The organism is Lentzea sp. HUAS12, from assembly GCF_024125735.1.
In the GTDB taxonomy this organism is placed as follows: domain Bacteria; phylum Actinomycetota; class Actinomycetes; order Mycobacteriales; family Pseudonocardiaceae; genus Lentzea; species Lentzea albida.
The window spans coordinates 9,145,284-9,163,133 of sequence record NZ_CP099738.1 but is presented as its reverse complement, the minus strand read 5'-3'; the positions used below and the strand labels follow the sequence as shown (position 1 = coordinate 9,163,133).

General features: G+C 70.7%; 18 protein-coding genes. 7 read left to right on the top strand and 11 right to left on the bottom strand.

Annotated features, from left to right (window positions below; translation table 11 throughout):
- Positions 1-136 precede the first annotated feature (136 nt).
- Together ND450_RS43140 and ND450_RS43135 are read right to left on the bottom strand one after the other, a co-directional pair.
- Positions 137-646 (bottom strand): hypothetical protein, encoded by a 510-nt coding sequence (locus ND450_RS43140; RefSeq protein ID WP_253323712.1) that lies wholly within the window; start codon positions 644-646, stop codon positions 137-139.
- A gap of 5 nt (positions 647-651) precedes the next feature.
- Entirely contained in the window at positions 652-981 is a 330-nt protein-coding gene (locus tag ND450_RS43135; protein WP_253323711.1) for a TfoX/Sxy family protein, read from the bottom strand.
- Between the two features lie 85 nt (positions 982-1,066).
- On the opposite strand from ND450_RS43135, the gene ND450_RS43130 reads away from it, so the two are divergent.
- Positions 1,067-1,339, top strand: coding sequence for a YggT family protein (locus ND450_RS43130; protein ID WP_253323710.1), 273 nt, complete (start codon positions 1,067-1,069; stop codon positions 1,337-1,339).
- Here the strand turns inward: ND450_RS43130 and ND450_RS43125 are convergent.
- Positions 1,320-2,852: an FAD-binding oxidoreductase gene (locus ND450_RS43125; protein ID WP_253323709.1), complete on the bottom strand. Its 1,533-nt coding sequence runs from the start codon at positions 2,850-2,852 to the stop codon at positions 1,320-1,322. The genes ND450_RS43130 and ND450_RS43125 overlap by 20 nt on opposite strands.
- A gap of 94 nt (positions 2,853-2,946) precedes the next feature.
- Between ND450_RS43125 and ND450_RS43120 the strand changes: the two genes are divergently transcribed.
- Positions 2,947-3,741: a hypothetical protein gene (locus tag ND450_RS43120; protein ID WP_253323708.1), complete on the top strand. Its 795-nt coding sequence runs from the start codon at positions 2,947-2,949 to the stop codon at positions 3,739-3,741.
- 1 nt (position 3,742) lies between these two features.
- Here the strand turns inward: ND450_RS43120 and ND450_RS43115 are convergent, their stop codons facing one another.
- Together ND450_RS43115 and ND450_RS43110 are read right to left on the bottom strand one after the other, a co-directional pair.
- Entirely contained in the window at positions 3,743-6,331 is a 2,589-nt protein-coding gene (locus ND450_RS43115) for a CHAT domain-containing protein (RefSeq protein ID WP_253323707.1), read from the bottom strand.
- Between the two features lie 89 nt (positions 6,332-6,420).
- A complete protein-coding gene (locus ND450_RS43110; RefSeq protein ID WP_253323706.1) occupies positions 6,421-6,750 on the bottom strand; it encodes a hypothetical protein in 330 nt (109 codons plus the stop codon).
- Here ND450_RS43110 and ND450_RS43105 point away from each other — a divergent pair.
- The 5 genes from ND450_RS43105 to ND450_RS43085 all read left to right on the top strand — a co-directional run bounded on the left by ND450_RS43105 (position 6,712) and on the right by ND450_RS43085 (position 11,433).
- Positions 6,712-7,608: a S8 family serine peptidase gene (locus tag ND450_RS43105; RefSeq protein WP_253323705.1), complete on the top strand. Its 897-nt coding sequence runs from the start codon at positions 6,712-6,714 to the stop codon at positions 7,606-7,608. The two genes, ND450_RS43110 and ND450_RS43105, sit on opposite strands and share 39 nt — an antisense overlap.
- 54 nt (positions 7,609-7,662) lie before the next feature.
- Complete coding sequence (locus ND450_RS43100) at positions 7,663-8,280, top strand: RNA polymerase sigma factor (protein WP_253323704.1); 618 nt, start codon at positions 7,663-7,665, stop codon at positions 8,278-8,280.
- On the top strand, positions 8,258-8,701 hold the full coding sequence (locus ND450_RS43095) for a hypothetical protein (RefSeq protein ID WP_253323703.1): 444 nt from the start codon (positions 8,258-8,260) through the stop codon (positions 8,699-8,701). The genes ND450_RS43100 and ND450_RS43095 overlap by 23 nt, the downstream gene beginning before the upstream one ends.
- Before the next feature lie 99 nt (positions 8,702-8,800).
- Positions 8,801-9,601, top strand: a complete 801-nt coding sequence (locus ND450_RS43090; protein ID WP_253323702.1) for an SAM-dependent methyltransferase — start codon at positions 8,801-8,803, stop codon at positions 9,599-9,601.
- Complete coding sequence (locus tag ND450_RS43085; RefSeq protein WP_253323701.1) at positions 9,601-11,433, top strand: diguanylate cyclase domain-containing protein; 1,833 nt, start codon at positions 9,601-9,603, stop codon at positions 11,431-11,433. The genes ND450_RS43090 and ND450_RS43085 overlap by 1 nt, the downstream gene beginning before the upstream one ends.
- A 43-nt stretch (positions 11,434-11,476) precedes the next feature.
- On the opposite strand, the gene ND450_RS43080 is transcribed toward ND450_RS43085, so the two are convergent.
- The 6 genes from ND450_RS43080 to ND450_RS43055 form a co-directional block, all read right to left on the bottom strand.
- Positions 11,477-11,998 (bottom strand): snapalysin family zinc-dependent metalloprotease, encoded by a 522-nt coding sequence (locus ND450_RS43080; RefSeq protein WP_253323700.1) that lies wholly within the window; start codon positions 11,996-11,998, stop codon positions 11,477-11,479.
- A gap of 272 nt (positions 11,999-12,270) precedes the next feature.
- Positions 12,271-13,002 (bottom strand): hypothetical protein, encoded by a 732-nt coding sequence (locus ND450_RS43075; protein WP_253323699.1) that lies wholly within the window; start codon positions 13,000-13,002, stop codon positions 12,271-12,273.
- Entirely contained in the window at positions 12,999-13,856 is an 858-nt protein-coding gene (locus ND450_RS43070) for a hypothetical protein (protein WP_253323698.1), read from the bottom strand. Before ND450_RS43070 ends, ND450_RS43075 begins: the two co-directional genes overlap by 4 nt.
- 142 nt (positions 13,857-13,998) lie before the next feature.
- Entirely contained in the window at positions 13,999-14,595 is a 597-nt protein-coding gene (locus ND450_RS43065) for an ATP/GTP-binding protein (protein WP_089914065.1), read from the bottom strand.
- 16 nt (positions 14,596-14,611) lie between these two features.
- The gene (locus ND450_RS43060; protein ID WP_053736734.1) at positions 14,612-15,034 is read right to left on the bottom strand and encodes a roadblock/LC7 domain-containing protein; all 423 of its coding nucleotides are present in this window, start codon (positions 15,032-15,034) and stop codon (positions 14,612-14,614) included.
- Complete coding sequence (locus tag ND450_RS43055; protein ID WP_253323697.1) at positions 15,031-17,796, bottom strand: nitrate- and nitrite sensing domain-containing protein; 2,766 nt, start codon at positions 17,794-17,796, stop codon at positions 15,031-15,033. Before ND450_RS43055 ends, ND450_RS43060 begins: the two co-directional genes overlap by 4 nt.
- Positions 17,797-17,850 lie beyond the last annotated feature (54 nt).

Here is a 17,850-nt window from a genome sequence, read left to right as displayed (position 1 = left end):
CGGCTGCCGCGGCCCGCCCGGCCCCGGTGGTGACACCACGTGGTCCTCGTGCTCAACGTGGTGTTCTTCGGGTTCTTCTTCGTGAACTTCGTCTACGAGTTCTTCACGGGAGGCCCGCTGGTGCGCTTCTGACCGGTCACTTCACGAAGTGCTCGATGTCGCCCAGCGCGTCCTCGGCCCTGCCGCCGAGCTGCGGGTCGCCGAGAAGCGCCCGCAGCCTCGGCACCACCTCGGGCAGCACCACGCGGTCGATCCTGCCGACGTGGCCCAGGCACGTGACGGCGAGCTGGGCGAGGTCGCGGTCGGTGCCGTCGACGACGCCGAGCAGGACGCGTTGCAACTCCTCGCGTTCCGGGTCGTGCCGCACCAGGGCGAGCACGGCCCGGAACGCGGGCATGCCGCCCGCGCGGAGCTCACCGTGCCAGCGCACCACGCACTCGTCGAGCACGACCTCGGCCGACCGTTCCAGCACATCGCCGAGGTCGCCCTTCGCGGTGGCCCAGCCACCGCCCTCCACGCGCATGACCAGTTCGTCGCCGACCACACCGACGAGCGGGTCACCGTCCCACTCGAACACCACCCCGCCGAGCGCCTCGGTCGCCGTGATGCCGCGCCACCCGTCCAGCGCCTCCCGGACCTCGTCCACCAGGCTCACTTCGGCGGCAGCGCTTCCACGAACTCGCGGCACCGCGCGATCCACTCCTGCAGCGCCTCGTCCTCCGCCACCGCCTCCCCGTCGACGACCACCCAGCCGTTCATCGGCCGTCCGGTGAAGTCGAAGACGCGGGCGCCCGGCTGCGCCAGCGCGTCGGCCTGCGCCTCCGGGCCGACCCGCGCTATCAGGTCCGAGCCCAGGGCTCCGACCAGCATGTTTCCCCGCCACATGAACACGAGGCTGCCGAACATCTTCCTCGTGCCCAGGTCCGGGAGGTCGCCCAGCGACTCGCCCAGGCGCTGCGCCAGGCCCTCGTCGTACGCCATGCGCTGAATACTGTCTCAGCGAGTTGTCAGGCGCCTCTCAGTTTCGTGTGGCTTGATGGACATACAGGACATTAGGAGGCCCGAGTTGTTCGGCTTGATCGGCTGGATCGTCGGCTGGGTGTTGACGCTGTTCATCCTCGTGATGATCGGCCGGATGATCGTGGACTGGGCGGTCACGCTGCAGGCGCGCGGCGAGTGGGTGTGGAAGGTGCGGCGCGTGACGCACGCCGTCACCGAGCCCGTGCTGTCGCCGGTGCGCCGCGTGTTGCCGCCCCTGCGGTTCGGCGGGTTCGGACTGGACCTGGCGTTCACGGTGGTGTTCATCGCGGCGCTGATCCTCAGGTCGATCGTGTGGTGAGGACTCCGGGGTTGAGCAGGCCCCGGGGGTCCAGCGCGGCCTTGGCACCGGACAGGGCCGCGCCGAAGACGTCCGGCCGTTGGCGCGCGTACCACGGCATGTGGTCGCGGCCGACGGCGTGGTGGTGCGTGATCGTGCCGCCGGACGTGATGAGCGCTTCCGACACGGCGGCCTTGATCTCGTCCCACTGCGCGGTGAGGCCGCCCCAGCGGCCGGGCGCGTAGATGCCGTAGTAGGGCGCGGGGCCGTCCGGGTAGACGTGGGTGAAGCGGCACGTGACGATGCCGATGCCGCACACCTGCCTCAGCGCCTCGGTCGCCGCCGCCGTGACGTTCGCGTGCAGTTCGGCGAAGCGGTCCCAGGTGCAGGCCGTCTCGAACGTCTCGGTGATCATCGCGTGCTGCGCCATCGCATCGCGCTGGTAAGGCATGCGCAGGAACGACTTCCGCCACCGCTGCGCCGCGCCCTCGACCACCTCGCCGTCACCGCAGAGTTCGAGCGCACGGGCGAGCAGCGCGTCGACGGGGTGGTCGGCGGACTCGAAGGCCAGCACCAGCACGGAACTCGGCGACCCCGCGTTGAGGAACGCCTCCGCCGGGTCGAGCAGCCGGCAGTTCGCGGGGTGCAGCCCGGACTGCGCGATCAGCCGCGTCGCCTCGACGGCCCGTTCCCACGACGCGAACCGCACCGACGCGCCCGCACGGTGCCTCGGCGGCTCCTGCAGCCGCATCCACGCCTCGGTGATCACGCCCAATGCGCCCTCGGACCCCAGGAACAGCCGGTCCGGCGACGGCCCGGCACCCGACCCCGGCAGCCTGCGCGACTCGCTGATCCCCTGCGGCGTCACGACTCTGAGCGACTCGGTCAGGTCGTCGACGTGCGTGTAGAGCGTCGCGTAGTGCCCGCCCGCACGCGTCGCGAGCCACCCGCCGAGCGTCGAGAACTCGAACGACTGCGGGAAGTGGCGCAACGTCAGCCCGTGCGGCTTCAACTGCTGTTCGAGCGACGGCCCGAGCACCCCGGCCTGGATGCGCGCGGCCCTGCTCGTCGGATCGACCTCCAGCACCTGGTCGAGGTGCTGCAGGTCCAGCGTCACCACCCGGCCCAGGTCGCGCGGCTCCACCCCGCCCACGACGGAAGTGCCGCCACCGAAGGGGATCACCGACACGTCGTTGCTCGCACACCAGTCCAGCACGTCCACGACGTCCTGCTCGGTGCGCGGCCGGGCGACCGCGTCCGGCACCTGCCCGACCTCGCCGGCGAGGTTGCGCGTGACGTCGCGGTAGGCCTGACCGCGGGCGTGCGCGAGGCGGTCGACCGGGTCGGTGGAGAACAGCGCACGCGGTTCGATCCTCGACGCGGGCACGTCGAGGGTGGCGGGATCGGGTGCCTCGTGGAACGTCAGGTCCGCGTCCGGCAGCACCGCCCGGACCCGGTCGACCAGCGCACGGCGTTCCTCCGGGGTGACGGCGTCTTCCTCGTTGCCCCAGCCCCACCACGACCTCGTCGTCATGGCGAGCAACGATAAGCGAAACGCCATCGTTCTGGAATGACTTGAGTACATCTACTCGCGCGCTCCCGCCGGGCGCACCGCTAGCGTCAGCGGCATGAAGACCTGGGGGGTCGGGCTCATCGTCCTGCTCGTGGTCGCGCTCGGCGTGACCGCGTACGTCGTCAGCAGACCGGACGGCGACAGCACCACCGACGAGATGGCCGAACGGATCGCGACGCGCATCGGCCACCCGCGCGGCACCGACGGCAACGCCTACGCTCGCGCCGCCCTGGAGGGCACCACCGACCCGAAGTACTTCGCCGTGCTCGAGGTCACCGACAGCCCGACCGACGACCCGCAGAAGGTGCACGCCAGTCTCCTGTTCCGTGTCCACCACCCCGGCACTTCCGAGTCCCAGCAGCCGTGGCGGCTCTGGGAGGTGGACCCGGTGACGGCCTGCTACCGCGCCGACTTCAACCACTATGGCGTCGCCGAGGGCGGCCCGGACCGAGTTGCCTGCCCCGCGGGCGCCAGGCCGATCACCCCACCACCCGCCCAGCGCACCGGCGTTCCCGAGAACTACCTCGCCGCCTTCGAGACGATCCTCGCCGCGCTGCCTCCCGCTCCCACGCCCGACGAGGTGCTCGCGGCGTTGCGCGCGAAGCTCCCGCCGATGCCGGTGGACGAGCGGACCAGGCTCCCCTGGGCCGAGCCCCGCCTCGACGCGTTCGTCAAGGACGGCAACGTGGGCGTCATCGCCGCGGGCGGTGGTTCGTGCCTCAACGGCGTGCGGCTCGCCGACGGGACCGTCGCCGCGTGGTATCCGCCGCGCGTGCAGACCCGGCCCGGCGAGTTCGGGTGCGCCGGGCAGAGCGCGCTGCAGCTCTACAAGACACCTCCGCCGAAGTGACCTAACCAGCGCCGAAGCAGACGAAGCCGACGGCCGCCGCGTAGCCGGCGTCGTCGGCAGCGGCCCGTTGCACCTCGGCCAGGGCCTCGGCCGGCGCCATCCCCGCCGCCAGCTTCCGGTGCAGCTCCACCATCACCGGAGCGGTGCCGTCGGTCGGAACGGGAACGACCGGCGCGATCAACGTCCGCGTGCCCAACCCCAGCAGCGCCGCCGTGAACCCCATCAACTCGTCGCCGGGACGCACGGCGGACTGGCCCGTGTCGCACGCCGACAGCACGACCTGCGTGGGCGGGCGGCGCAGGCGTTCGATGTCGTAGACGGTCAACGGCCCGTCGGCCAGCTCCAGCGCCGAGAACAGCGGGTTGTCGACGCGGAACGAGCCGTGCGCGGCGATGTGGGCCAGAGCGGCACCGTCCATTGCGGACGCGACGGCGCTCACGGTCGCTTCCGCGTCGACCAGGACCCGGCCGGGCACGTGGGCGCTGATCGCCTTGATCTCGGCGGGGGCGGCGGCCATCCGCGGGCCGGCGGCCAGCACGGCCTCGCCGGAGGCGTCGGCGACCGAACAGGCGCGCAGCCACACCGAAGCCGAAGGGGCGACGGTCACCTGGCGGTTCAGGACGGCCCACGGCAGGCCGTTCAGCGCTCCCGTCGGCACGACCACCAGCGGACGGTCGTCGATGCGCGAGGACAACGGGTCCAGCAGACGGCGGGCCAGCAGGGCGGCCGCGTGGGACGCCGACGAGCGGGCGACAGCGAGGTTCGGGAGCTGGGGAGGCAGGGTCACCAGGCGGTGCAGGGCGAAGCGGAGCAGGCGGATCTCGCGCACCACGCCGTCCACGGCGCCCAGGGAGTGCAGGGAAGCGCGCCCGCCGGCCAGGACCACGGCCATCAGTTCGCCGTCGTACTCCACGAACTCGATCAGCGCCGACGGCCCCAGTGCCTCCACGAGAGAGCTGACCGGCGGCGGCTTGAAGACGGAGACCTCGCCCGACGTCAGCCTCGTCAGGTCGCGGACGCGTTGCTCGGCGCGGACCAGGCGCGCCCGCAGCGCACCCGCCGGTTTCCCGGCCAGCACGGCGGTTTCGACGTCCGCGGAGACCGCGCGCAGGGACGCCAGTGCGTCCTCCAGGCGGGGGTCGTCCGGTGGCGACACGGACTTCATCCGCAGGGCACCGGCGCGCCAGCTCTCGGTCCACGACAAGACGCGCGCCGCGTTCCCCGAGGCCACCGCCAGTCGAAGCCCTTCCAGCGCGAGGGCCTGGCCCTGCACGCCGGCGGAGGCCCGGAGTTCGGCGGCACCCAGCGACACCCGGTACTCGTCCAGCAGGCCGATCCCCCGCCGCAACGCCGACGAAGTGCCCCGCACGTCACCGGAGAGCTTGCGTCGCAACGCTTCCGCGTACCAACCGCGCACGCGCAGGCCCGCAGGACCGCGCAGCCGCGCGGAGGCCGCGAGGGAGAGCTCGGCCACGGCACGCTTGCGGTGGCCCAGGTCGGCGGCCACCAGGCCGGCGTCGATGCGCGCCTCCAGGGCGGGCAGCCGCCAGTCCACCGCGTCCAGTTCGGAGGCGACGCGGGACAGGGCGAGCCGCAACGGGCGGGAGCGGTCGCCGCGCAGCACGGCCGCGTGCAGCTCCAAGTAGCGGGCACCGGCCGCCCACAGCAGGCGTTGCTCGCGGCGGAAGCGGCGGCGCGCCTCGGCGGCGAACGACCGGGCCGCGGACGGGTCGTCGTCCAGCAGGGCGATGCGGGCGCGGAAGTACAGGGCCTCCGAGACTCCCAGGGGGTTCTTCAGCTCCTTCAGCTCGGTGATCGCGCGGTCGGCCGCGGCACGGGCCTCGTCCAGCAGCGGCACCGAGACGAGCAGTTCGAGGCGGTTCACCAGCAGCACGGGACGCACCACGTCGAGGCGGCGGTAGACGCTGTCGGCCCGGTCGAACAGCGACAGCGCGGCCGGCACGTCACCGCTCCGGGTCGCCATGATGCCCGCGTTCCAGTTGACGTCCGCCACGCCGAGTTCCTGGCCCAGTTCGCCCAGCAGCGAGGCGGCCACAGCGAAATCCGCCGACGCCTCCCGCATGTTGCCCACGTACGCGCGCACGAGGCCCCGGTTGTTGAGAGCGCGCGCTTCGACCAACCGGTCGCCCACGCGGCGCGCTCCGGCGATGGCCGCGGTGTAGTCGCGCTGCGCGTCGTCGTAACGCGTGAGGTAGTGGAAGACCACGCCGCGCTGCATCAGCGCGGCCACCGAGTCCGCTCCCGTCAGCGAGGGCATGGCGTCGTCGAGCAGCGTCAGAGCCTGTTTCTGGCGGCCGGTGTACGCGAGCACCCACGCCAGGCTCATCTGCGCCAGCGCGGCCAACCGGGGCAGCGCGGCCTCGGTCGCGATCCTGATCGAACGGCGGAGGTGCCTCGCCGCGCCGGGGAAGTCGTGCATCTCGCGCAGCGCGAGGCCGATCGCGCGCTCGGCGATGGACCATTCCGCGCGATCTTCCGTCTTGCGGAGCACCGCGCGGGCCATCTCCACGGCCGCACGCGGGTTGCGCTGCCTGGCCTCCAGCGCGTCCTCCGCGGAGAAATCGGTCACGGCGACACTTTATCCGCTGTGGTAGCTTGATCAAGCTCGGTCGGGGTGCCCGTCAACGCTGCTTTAGTGAGGCCGTGGTGTCGAAACCGTCAGAAAGCGCGGAGCTTTACCAAAGAGCTTTCCTGCAGCTCATCGCCGAGGACAAGAGCATCAGCTTCCACGCCGAACGCGGGCGTGAATTCCTTTATCGACCGGGCCAGCTGCTCGTCGGAGCCGAAGACCAACAACGCGTGGTCGAAAAGCTGCGAGAAAACGACATCGTCGCCCGGCCCGGCGAAGGATTCGCCGGATTGGCGCGATTGACGTTGCCGAACAACGCGGAGGACATTCCCCGCATCGTCCGTCTCCTGCGGGACCAGCGGACGTGGCCGAACGAGCGCGTGCCGCTCGTCCAGCCGCACCACGTGGTCGTCGGGCACGGCGGCCTCGTCATGGGCAACCCCGGCGACCGCCCGTACCCCGCCGACCCGGTCTCCGCGCCCAAGTCCGACGAGCGGCTGAAGAACGTCCGCGTCGGCATCATCGACACCGGCATCTCCGCCGACGCGAGCGGCGAGCACTCCGACTGGTTCGACGGCCGCTACGCCAAGGAGGCCGACGACGTCGACGCGGCCTACAGCAGCGGCGACAACTTCGCGCTGCAGGGCGGCCACGGCACGTTCGTCGCGGGCGTCATCCAGAACGCGGCCCCCGGCGTCACGTTCGACCCGGAGGCGGGCCTCGACCCGAACGGCTTCGGCGACGAGGAACGGATCTGCGCCAAGATCACCGAGCTGGGCAAGAAGAAGATCAACATCCTCAACCTGTCGCTCGGCTGCTTCACCGCGGACGACGTCGCGTCGGAACCGTTGCGGCGCACCATCGAGGCGCTGCCGCGGGGCATCGTCGTGGTCGCCTCGGCCGGCAACCAGGGCACCCAGCGGCCGAGCTGGCCCGCCGCGCTGTGCGGGGTCACCGCCGTCGCCGCCGCCCAGCAGGAGCGCGACGGCTCCCTCGCGCCCGCCTTCTACTCGAACTGGGGCCACTGGGTCGACGCCTGCGCGATCGGCAACCGCGCGTCCACGTACCTCAAGGGCGAGTGGCAGCTGCCCGGCGAGCCCTCCGCGACGCCGTTCGCGCTGTGGGCGTACTGGTACGGCACGTCGTTCGCCGCTCCGCTCGTCACGGGCCGGATCGCCGCCACCATGGTCGCCGACGGTGTCGACGCAGGTCAGGCACGTGACAAACTGCTGAGCGGACCGGAGTTCCACCCCGGCTACGGAGTTTTTGTCAAATAGTTGTATCTGGGGAGCAACCTCGGCCTCCGCCAGTTGTGACCGCAAGGAGTCGACGTGACCTCTGCATCCCCGATCGCCGCGCTCGTGAGCGCGGCGGCCGAGGGCGACCAGTCGGCGTGGAACGAGATCGTGGACCGTTACACGCCGCTGGTGGTGTCGGTGATCTACAAGCACCGGCTGCGCCCCGCGGATGCGGCCGACGTGAACCAGACGCTGTGGCTGCGGCTCGTGGAGCAGATCGGACGGCTGCGCGAGCCGGAGGCGCTGCCGGGCTGGATCACGACGACCACCCGCAACGAGTGCCTGCGCGTGCTGCGCGTGCAGCAGCGCACGCACCTCTACGACCCGTTGTCCGAGTCCGACGCGCTGGAGCCGGAGCAGGTGGACGCGGACGTGGAGGCGGAACTACTGGCGGTGGAGCGGCGGCAGGCGCTGCGGGACGGGTTCGCCGAGCTCACGGACCAGTGCAAGCGGTTGCTGACGAAGTTGATGACCGACCCACCGCCGAGCTACCAGGTCGTGAGCGAGGAGCTCGCGATGCCGGTCGGCAGCATCGGCCCCACACGGATACGTTGCCTGGAGAAGTTGCGGAAAACCCCTGCGATCGCCGCCTTCCTGGGGTCGCCGGTCAAGAGAGGAGGTGTGCTGGGTGCGGCACGACTGGGACAGTGACGAAGTACTGCTCGACGCCTTGCGCGACGCGTTGAGCACACCTCAGGAGGACGTTCCGCCGGAGTTCGTCGAAGCGGCGAAGGCCGCGTTCACGTGGCGGAACATCGACGAGGAACTGCTGCTCATCACGTCGTACGACTCGGTGCTGGACGACACGCTCTTCACCCGTGCGCGGTCCACGGCGACAGCGCGGCAATTGGTGTTCGACGCGGACGGCGTCATGCTGCAGGTCGAGGTGTCCGCGGCGGGGATCACCGGCCAGCTCATGCCGGCGGCGGAGTCGATCACCCTCGTGACACCGAACGGCGACCACGAGACGGCGGCGGTCGACGAACTGGGGACGTTCGTGATGGGCGCGGCGCCGAGGGGACCGGTGAAGTTCCGGTTCTCGAGCGGCTGCACCGATTGGTTCATCCTATAACTCACCATTCGTGTGACGGGTAATTCGCTCGTTCGGACCACATCCGCGGCCAGTAGGGTTGTCGACGCTCAGAATTCGCATCGCGAGAGGTGTGTCGCTGTGGTCGATCGAGTCAGCTGGGTGCCGGAAGGTGTCAACGTCGACGTCCCGAGTTCCGCCCGGATCTACGACTACCTCCTCGGCGGCGGGCACAACTTCGAAGCGGACCGCGCGACGGCGGAAGAACTGATCAAGGTGCTCCCGGTGCGGGGCATGGCGCGGCTCAACCGCGCCTACCTGCGCCGTGCCGTGCTCGAACTGGCGGACCTCGGCATCCGGCAGTTCCTCGACCTCGGTTCGGGCATTCCGACGGTCGGCAACGTGCACGAGGTGGCGCACGAGGTCGCCCCCGACTCGAAGGTCGTCTACGTCGACTTCGAACCGGTCGCGATCACGCACGCCGAGCTGATGCTGGCCGACGAGCCGGACGTGACGGCGTTGCTGGCCGACCTGCGCGAGCCGGAGAAGGTCGTGGAGCAGGCCCGGCAGCACCTCGACTTCTCCCAGCCGATCGGCCTCCTGGTCGTGGGCGTCCTGCAGTTCATCCCCGACTCCGACGACCCGTGGGGCGTGCTGGCCCGGTACGTGGAGTCGCTCGCCTCCGGTTCGTACCTCGCGCTCTCCCACTTCACCGCGGACAGCATGCCCGCGGCCATGGCGGCGGGTGAGGAGATCTTCGCGAAGACCGCGGAGCCGATCACCCCGCGCACCAAGGCCCAGGTGGCGGACATGCTGGCGGGCACGGAGGTCGTGGAGCCCGGCATCGTGTTCACGCCGCAGTGGCGGCCCGAGTCGCCCGAGGACGTCGGCGACGAACCGTCGAAGGCGAACATCTACGCGGCGGTGGGTCGCAAACCCTGATGCCCGCCAAGGCCCTCGCACAGCGCTGGGCGGCTGTTCTGATCGAGAGCGCGTACTCGCCGATGTCGCGGCGGAAGCTGACGCAGCACCTCGAGGAGCACGCCGCCCGGCTGCGTGCCGGTCAGGCGGCGGTGGCGATCGGCGAATGGCTGGTGCGCAAGCGCTTCACCGGTCCCGACTCGCTGCGCCGCACGCTGGAGGTGCTCGGACCCGAGTTCCCGCCCGAGGTGCTCGGGGCGCTGGCGTCGGGGTACGTGCGGGCGACGCGCGACCAGTTGTTCGCGGAGCAGGAGAAGGTCAAGAACTCGCTGCTGAAGGCCGTCGAGGACGCGCAACGCGAACTGCACGACAGCGAGGCCCGCTTCGCCCAGGTCTTCGCGACCACGGCGGTGGGCATCGCGATCTTCGACCTGCACGGCGCGGTGGTGGAGGCGAACGAGGCGCTGGCGGCGATCCTCGGGCACGAGGAGATGCCCAAGGAGCTGTTCACCGAACCGGACGCGGCCGAGCTGGCCTCGGCCTGCCTGCGAATGGTCGAGTCCTGTGTGGACAGCGACCGGCGGGAGTGGGAGCTCACGCGCGCCAACGGGGACACGGTGTGGGCGAACGTCGTGCTGTCGGTCCTGCGCGGATCGGACGGGACGGCGAGATTCCTCGTCGCGCTAATCGAGGACGTGACCGAACAGCGGATGCTGCAGGAGTGGCTGCGGCACCAGTCGCTGACCGACCTGCTGACGGGCCTGCCGAACCGGGCGTCCTTCACGGACAAGCTGGAGTCCGCGCTCGCCACCGGCGAGCCGCACACGCTGGGGTACCTGGACGTCGACAGCCTGACGATCGTCAACGACGGCCTGGGGTACGCGGCCGGCGACGCCGTGCTGGTCGAGGTGGCGCGGCGGTTGCGGTTCGTGCTGCCGGACGCGGTCGTGGCGCGGGTCGGCGGCGACGAGTTCGTGGTGCTGGTCCACGGCTCCCCCGACGTCGCGGCGCTGGCGGCGCTGATCGACGAGGAGCTGTCCGAGCCGGTGTACCTGGAGGGCGCGGGTGTCGCGGTGTCGACGTCCATCGGGTTCGTGCACACCTCCGGCCCCGGCGCGGACCCGACGGCCGTGCTGCGGCGCGCGCATTCGACGTTGCGCAGAGCCGAGACCGGCGGCAAGCGGCAGTGGGCCATCTACGACCACGAGGCCGACGCCGCCGACCGCACCCGGTTCGCGCGGATCGCCGCGATGCCCGGTGCCTTCGAGAACGGCGAGATCTCCGTGGAGTACGCGCCGGTGTCGTGGGCCGCGGGACAGCTCGCCTTCGTGGAGGCGTCGCTGCGCTGGGGCGAGAGCGGGCACGACGACGTGGTGGCGTACGCGGACGCCCTGGGCCTCGCCTCGAAGGCGGGACGGCTGGTGCTCGAGGACGCCTGTTCGCGCGGCGAGCCGGTGCTGATCAGGCTCTCGCGCGACCAGTCACGCGATCCCGACCTGGCGACGCACGTGCGGTCGACGTTGCGGGCCGGTTCGTTCCCGGCGTCGTCGCTCTTCCTGGCGCTCGACGTGCGGGCGATGCCGGACGGCGAGGAGAACCTCGACGTGCTGCACGACATGGGCGTGCACGTCCTGCTGCACGAGTTCGGCGGCGGGTTCGCAGGGTTGTCCACTGTGGACCGCAGTCCGGTGTGGGGCGTCCGGCTGGCGCGGCCGCCGTCGGAAAGGCTGGCGCGGCGAGGACTTTCCCTCATGGTGCCACTGCTGCGGGACGCCGGCGTGCACGTGATCGGCGGGCCGGGCGACCAGGACGAGCTGCGGGCGCTGGGCGTGGACCTGGTGGTCGCGCCGTGAGTGGTTGTGGCCGTCAGGGAAGCCACAACCACTCGGCGTGGAACTAGGCCGCGTCCTCGAACGTGGTGGCCTGCACCGTCGCGCTGCCGCCGAAGTTGCGGACGACCTCAGCCTTCTCCTTGGCGTTCGGGTTCGGGTTCGTGCACGACGTGCCGGCGCTGGCGCCGGACATGAGGTCGGTGCACAGACCGGTCCGGCGGTCCGGCAGACCCAGGATGTGGCCGAGCTCGTGCGCGGCGATCCGGGTCGTGTTGTGGCCTTCGTTGACCGCCTGGCGGCCCATCCAGACCCGGCCGTTGCCGAGGCTCGTCGTCTGGGCACGCGGCCAGCCGTTGTCCGCGACGATGGTGATGTTCACGGACCCGCTGTTCCGCTTCACCAGCTTCACGGTGTTCGGCAGCTGCGTGTTCCACACGTTCGCGCCGGCGTCCACGGCCGCCACGAACTCGGCGGCGCCCGCCGAGTTGTAGTACAGCGTGCGGGGCGCGGCCTCCGCCGTGCCGATGAGACCGACCGACATGGCGGCGGCACTGGCCACCACGGCGACAGTTTTGCGCAGGGACACAGGAATCTCCTCGCAATGCAGGGTGATTGCTCCCCGACTGTATCGCTGCGGCGTTGGGGCACAAGAAGAGTCAAGTGTGAAGCGGCGCTGGCACGGTCCAGTGCGTTCGTAGGTGATCATCGGCCGGTTTTCGCTGATGTGCTGCGCGGCAAGGGGAAACGCGCCCTACGACCGGACCCCTCGCGTGCTGTCGCCCCGGCCGGGACGCCGCCGATCGGACGTATAACTCTTCACACCCACTGGTGCTGATGGACCAGAAGGCGCAGCGGTGTTCAGGGAGAAGCGGCGAAGTACGCCTTGACGACCCGGACGTCCGCGGGAGGCGGGAAATCCCCGTTGTCCGCGCTCAACCCGCCGATCTTCACGGTCCACGCCGGATTCGCCCGGTTCACCACGGGCCCCTCGCCCGACAGCACGAACGCGTCCTCCCTGTCGCAGTGGTACGCCCCGGCGAGCCCGTCGGCCCGGCCCGGCCACGAACCCCCGTTGCGGCGCTGGCACTTCACACCGTCGGCGAGCTCCAGTCCCCACGGTTCGGCCTCGGCACCGGACGGCGTCCGGTCGATCCGGTCCGCTGTCGTCGTGCGCCGCAGGGACTTCTTCCACGGACTGTCGCCGCACAGCAGCACACGCGGGGACGGCGTGGGCCAGCAGACGTCGGCGCTCTCCGCAGTCGGGGAGCAGGCGAACACCCCGGCGCCGGCCGCGGCGGGCGAGGGCCGGCAGTTCTCCACCTCGCCGCCGTCGGTGACCTGGTATCCGGCCGCCGGGTTGCCCGCCCCGTCCACCGCCACGACGTTCACGACCTCGGTCGGCCGATCCGGGTCCGCGTCGGGGGACCCCGGCGCCGCGGCGGTGGTGGTCGTCGTGACGACCGGGGCCCGCGTCGGCTGGACCGTCTGCACGACGACGCCCCCGCCGCCCGCCGCGGTGACGGTGCGGAAGACGAAGATCCCGGCGGCGAGCACGATCACGGCGGCCACCGCCGCCCACGCCCACCTCACGAGCGGCCGATCTCGGCGAGCAGGGACCGCACCTTCTCCAGCGTGCAGTCGAAGACGTCGAACTCGTCTCCGGCCCCTCGCCTCAGCTTCGTGAAGCCCGGTGCGAGGAGTTCGCACATGAACAGGTCCTTCGAGCGGCCTGGCTGCACGATGAGCCGGCTGTACTTGCCGAAGCTCACCCGGTCGAACTTCTCCGTGCTCTCGCCGCTGAGCGGCAGGAACACCGTGCTCTTCGTCTTGCCGGCCGACACGTCCGCGACGATGCGGCCGGTGTAGGAGTGGCCGTCCTCGTTCTCCAGCCGCACCTCCAGGTTCCCCCGCTCGCCCGGTTCGAGGTTGAACGCGAACGGGCGCGTGTCGTCCTGCGACCCGTCGACGAGTTGCCGCGCCCTGCGGTCCCGGTCGAGCCTGAGCTCGAGGACCGCGATGTCGGCGTTGCCCCCGGTCGGGCACTGGAAGTGCAGGACAGGACCGATGTCGACGCGTTCGACGTCCACCGCCCGCAGGTTGTCGATGGCGAGCTGCGCGCCGTCCTCCGCGGCGCTGCGCACGGCGATCCCGTGGTACGGCGTGGTCTCGGTGCCGAACCGCCGCAACCAGTCGGTCATGGTCGCGTCGCAGTAGAACCCGGCATCGCTCTGCGGCAACAGGTCGAGCGGTGCGTCGAGCGGCAGCGCGAAGTCGGTGACCTCGCTCCCGACCGGTTCCGCGATCAGGCTCTTCACCGACGTCTCGTCCTTGCTCAGATCCGGCACCGGCCCGGTCAGGGCGGCCACCAGGGCGAGCACCCCGACCACGCCGCCGACGAGCACGAACCACTGGTTCTTGGTGACCCTGTCCAGCCTGCTGCCCACCGGCGCGGCCTCCCTCCGAGTCGCTGACCCCGAACGGTCATCGGCGGCGCGACCGGAAGAGTTACGGCACAACGGGAAACGGGGCCGGTGCCCGTGGCAGCGGCCCCGTGTATTCCGCGGGAGCGGGTCTGGCGGTGTGCCCTCAGGCGAACGAGGGCTGGCGCAGCGCGTGCTCCACCAACGCGATCAGGATCTGCTTCGTCGACTGCCGGTTCCGCGCGTCACAAGGGATGATCGGCACCGCCGACGAGATCGTCAGCGCGTCGCGGATCTCCTCGGCCCGGTGGTGCATCAGGCCGTCGAAGCAGTTCACCGCGATCACGTACGGCAGGTCCCGGTCCTCGAAGAAGTCGATGGGCGCGAACGCGTCGTCGATCCTCCGCGTGTCGACCATGACCACCGCACCGATGGCGCCGCGGACGAGGTCGTCCCACATGAACCAGAACCGGTGCTGACCGGGGGTGCCGAACAGGTACAGGATCAGGTCCTTGTCCAGCGACACCCGGCCGAAGTCCATGGCCACCGTGGTGGTCACCTTGTCCGGCACGTGGGACAGGTCGTCGACGCCGACCGAGGCCTGGGTCATGACGGCCTCGGTGGTCAGCGGGGTGATCTCGGAGACCGACCCGACGAACGTCGTCTTGCCGACGCCGAACCCACCCGCGACGACGATCTTCGACGACATCACGTTCAGGTCGGCCCCAGGTGACCCCGGACGACCCGGACCACCGTTGCTCATGGGAACTTCCTTCTACTCAGGCTCGCATGGAAACGTGCAGCTGGGCTCTGATCTCCGGCGTCAGCTGGAGACCGACCCGCTCCACCAGCCGGGTCATCGCGTAACCGATGAGGCCGATGTCGCAGTTGGGTGCGGCGAGCACGGCGAGGCAGGACCCGTCGCTGATGGACATCAGGAAGAGATAGCCCCGCTCCATCTCGACGACCGTCTGCTTGACGTCGCCCGCCTCGAAGCAGCGCGCCGCGCCGAGGTTCAGCGAGACCAGGCCGGACGAGACGGCGGCGAGCTGCTCCGCGCGGTCGTGCGGCAGACGGTCCGACGATGCGAGCAGCAGGCCGTCGGCGGAGACGACGATGGCGTGCGCGACACCGGCCACCCTGCTGACGAAGTCCTCGACCAGCCAGCTGAAGTTGTCCAGTTCCTCAGTCGCGGTGGTCACTGGCGTTCCCTTTCTGCGATCACGGGGATGCCCCCGACGGCCGAGTCGAAGAGCGAGTCTCGGCCCATCTGGACACCCTTCTGGTACGTGGCGAACCGCTGGCGCAACCGGTCGGCCGACCGGGCGGGGATCGCCGCGGCCGTCGCCAGCTGGGGTGCCGGTGACGACGGTGACGGCAGCGAACCGGGAACCAGGCGCGCCTTCGGGACGCGCTTGGGCAGACCGTTCTCCGTCGTCTGCGCGGGGGCACCCTTGTCCAGCGCGCCCGCGGCCTTCCAGCCCTCGTCCGCCGCTCCCCAGTCGGACTCGGCGTAGTCGGCGACCGCGCGCGGCACCGCCGTCGGTGCCTCGATCTTCACGGTGTCCGCCGAACGCTGCCGCTTGGGCAGGCCGTTCACGGTGGCGGGCTCCGCGTCCTCGTCCTCGGTGTGCTCCGGCTCCGCTGGCGGAACGTCCCGTGTGGAGGGTTCGGGGGCCGAGGGGGTCTGGAACCACCTCGACAGGTCGTCGTGCGAGATCAACGGCTCGTCGACGATCGCGGGGAAGATCTCCGTGACCGGGTCGGTCGGGCGTTCGACCGGCGGCTCGTAGGAGTAGCCGTCCTCCGCCGCGTCCTCCGACGCCTCGATCCGCGCGGTGAACAGGCCGTCGGTGGACGTCTGCTCGATGCGGTGCCGCCCGGAGTTCTCCTCCGCGGTGGCGGGTGACGGGACGACGACCGGGTGCTCCGGCGTCCACTTCGGAACGCCGGACAGCGCCTCGCCGGGGTTGGTGGACTCGGCCGCCGTGGGAGGCGGTGCCGCCGGCAGGGGCAGCGCGGGCGCCGCTCCCTTGTGCAGCAACGAGACCGGCAGGATCACCTGTGCGGTGACGCCACCCTCGATGTCGTCGTTGTTCGCGAGCGTCACGCGGATCTCGTGGCGCTTCGCGAGCTGGCCGACCACGAACAGGCCCATCTCGCGGGCCACCGAGACGTCGACCTCCGGCGGCTCGGCGAGCTTCGCGTTGAACTCCGCGACCTCGTTCTCCTGGATGCCGACACCGCGGTCGTGGATGCGGATGGCGACCTCGCCCTTGCGGGTCTCTATCGTCCGCACCGTCACCTTGGTGGTGGGCTTGGAGAACGCCGTCGCGTTGTCGAGCAGCTCGGCGACGAGGTGCGCGAGGTCGTTGACCACGCGGCCCTGCACCATGAGCTCCGGCGTCGGCGCGATCTGGACGCGCGCGTACTTCTCCACCTCGGACACCGCCGCGCCGAGCACCTCGGCGATCGCGACGGGACGGGTGACGCGGCGGTTGACCGTCGTGCCGGAGAGCACGAGCAGGTTCTCGCTGTTGCGGCGCATCTGCGTCGCGAGGTGGTCGAGCTCGAACAGCGACGCCAGGTGGTCGGGGTCCTGCTCGTCCTGCTCGAGCCGGTCGATCACGCTGATCTGCCGCTCCACCAACGCCTGCGAACGCCGCGACAGGTTGATGAACATGTCGTTGACGTTCGCGCGCAGTGCCACCTGCTCGACGGCGAGGCGGACCGCCTCGCGCTGCACGAGGTCGAACGCCCGCGCCACCTGGCCGACCTCTTCGGTCGTGTTCAGCGGCACCGGGACGATCGCCTCTTCCGCGGCGCGTTCCGGATCGCGGTGCGAACGGATTCGCTGGATGGCCTCGGGCAGCTGGTTGCGGGCCACGTCGAGCGCGCTGCGGCGCAGCACGCGCAGCGGCCGCAGCATGGACTGCGCGACCATCGCCATCAGACCGAAGGCGATCAGCAGCGAGATGGCGACCAGACCCGCGTCGCGCCAGGCGTCCGACCGAGCGGTGTCGGCGAGACGCGTGGTCGTCGCGTCGGCCTGGCCCTCCAGGTCGGCCGCGACCTCGCGAACCAGGTTCGCGGTGTCCTGGCCGATCTTGAGGACCTCGGCGTCGGTGATGGACACCGGCTTGCGCTCGAAGTCCTGCGCGAGCGCGAGCCGCACCAGCCGGTTGCGGCCGTCCACGGACGCACCGGACACGACGTCCTGGAACCTCTGCCTGTTCGCCGGCGAAGCCGCGTCGTTGAACTCGTTGAACGCCGCGTCGAGCCGGGACTGCGCGGCCCGCAGCTCGTCCGCGGCGCCGGGAGCGAAGCTCTTGCGCAGCGCGGTGGACGTCAGCAGCGAGTTCTGCTGGCCGAGCTGCTCCTGCGCGGTGTAGAGCGCCTGCGCGGCGGCGACCAGCGGCACGATCTGCGGTTCGCTGAGGCTCGAGATCGCCGCGCGGTGCACCTGCCCGAGCGACGCGATGATCTGGTTGTACGCCGCGATCACCGCGATGTCGGGGTACTTCGTGGTCAGCAGGGTGACGCGCAAGCTGCTCAGTCCGTCGAGGGACTGCAGCGATTTGGTGAAAGATTCCTGCAAGGGCGCGCTCATCGCCGAAGCCGTCGCGCCCGATTCCCGGTACTTGCCCAGTTCCACATCGGTGAGGCCGGTCCGGGCGGCGTGCTCGGGGCACGCGTTCTGCCTGCCGGAGGCCACACACTGCACTGCCCAGTCACGTTCGACCTGTAGAGCGTTTTCCACCTTCGCGGCCTGGTGGCTCACGGCGAGCTCGCGCTGGACGTTGCCGAAGAGTTCGACGTCGTCGAGCTGGGTGTTCAGCCGCAGGCCCGCGAGAGTCGCGGTGCTCAGGGCCGGAACTAGCAACACCACTGCGAGCTTGCTCCGCAACCGCCAGTTGCGTAGGCGGAACCGGTCGATGCCTCGCTGGTCCTCACGACCGCGCACCGTCAACACTCCCCGCCCCGTTTAATAGCAGCAAACCTGGTGGATCTTGGAGTA

Bases quoted from the DNA above. Each gene is read 5' to 3' on its own strand.
- ND450_RS43135 (WP_253323711.1), bottom strand. From the start codon at position 981: ATGGCGTACGACGAGGGCCTGGCGCAGCGCCTGGGCGAGTCGCTGGGC.
- ND450_RS43125 (WP_253323709.1), bottom strand. From the start codon at position 2,852: ATGACGACGAGGTCGTGGTGGGGCTGGGGCAACGAGGAAGACGCCGTC.
- ND450_RS43120 (WP_253323708.1), top strand. From the start codon at position 2,947: ATGAAGACCTGGGGGGTCGGGCTCATCGTCCTGCTCGTGGTCGCGCTC.
- ND450_RS43085 (WP_253323701.1), top strand. From the start codon at position 9,601: ATGCCCGCCAAGGCCCTCGCACAGCGCTGGGCGGCTGTTCTGATCGAG.
- ND450_RS43065 (WP_089914065.1), bottom strand. From the start codon at position 14,595: ATGAGCAACGGTGGTCCGGGTCGTCCGGGGTCACCTGGGGCCGACCTG.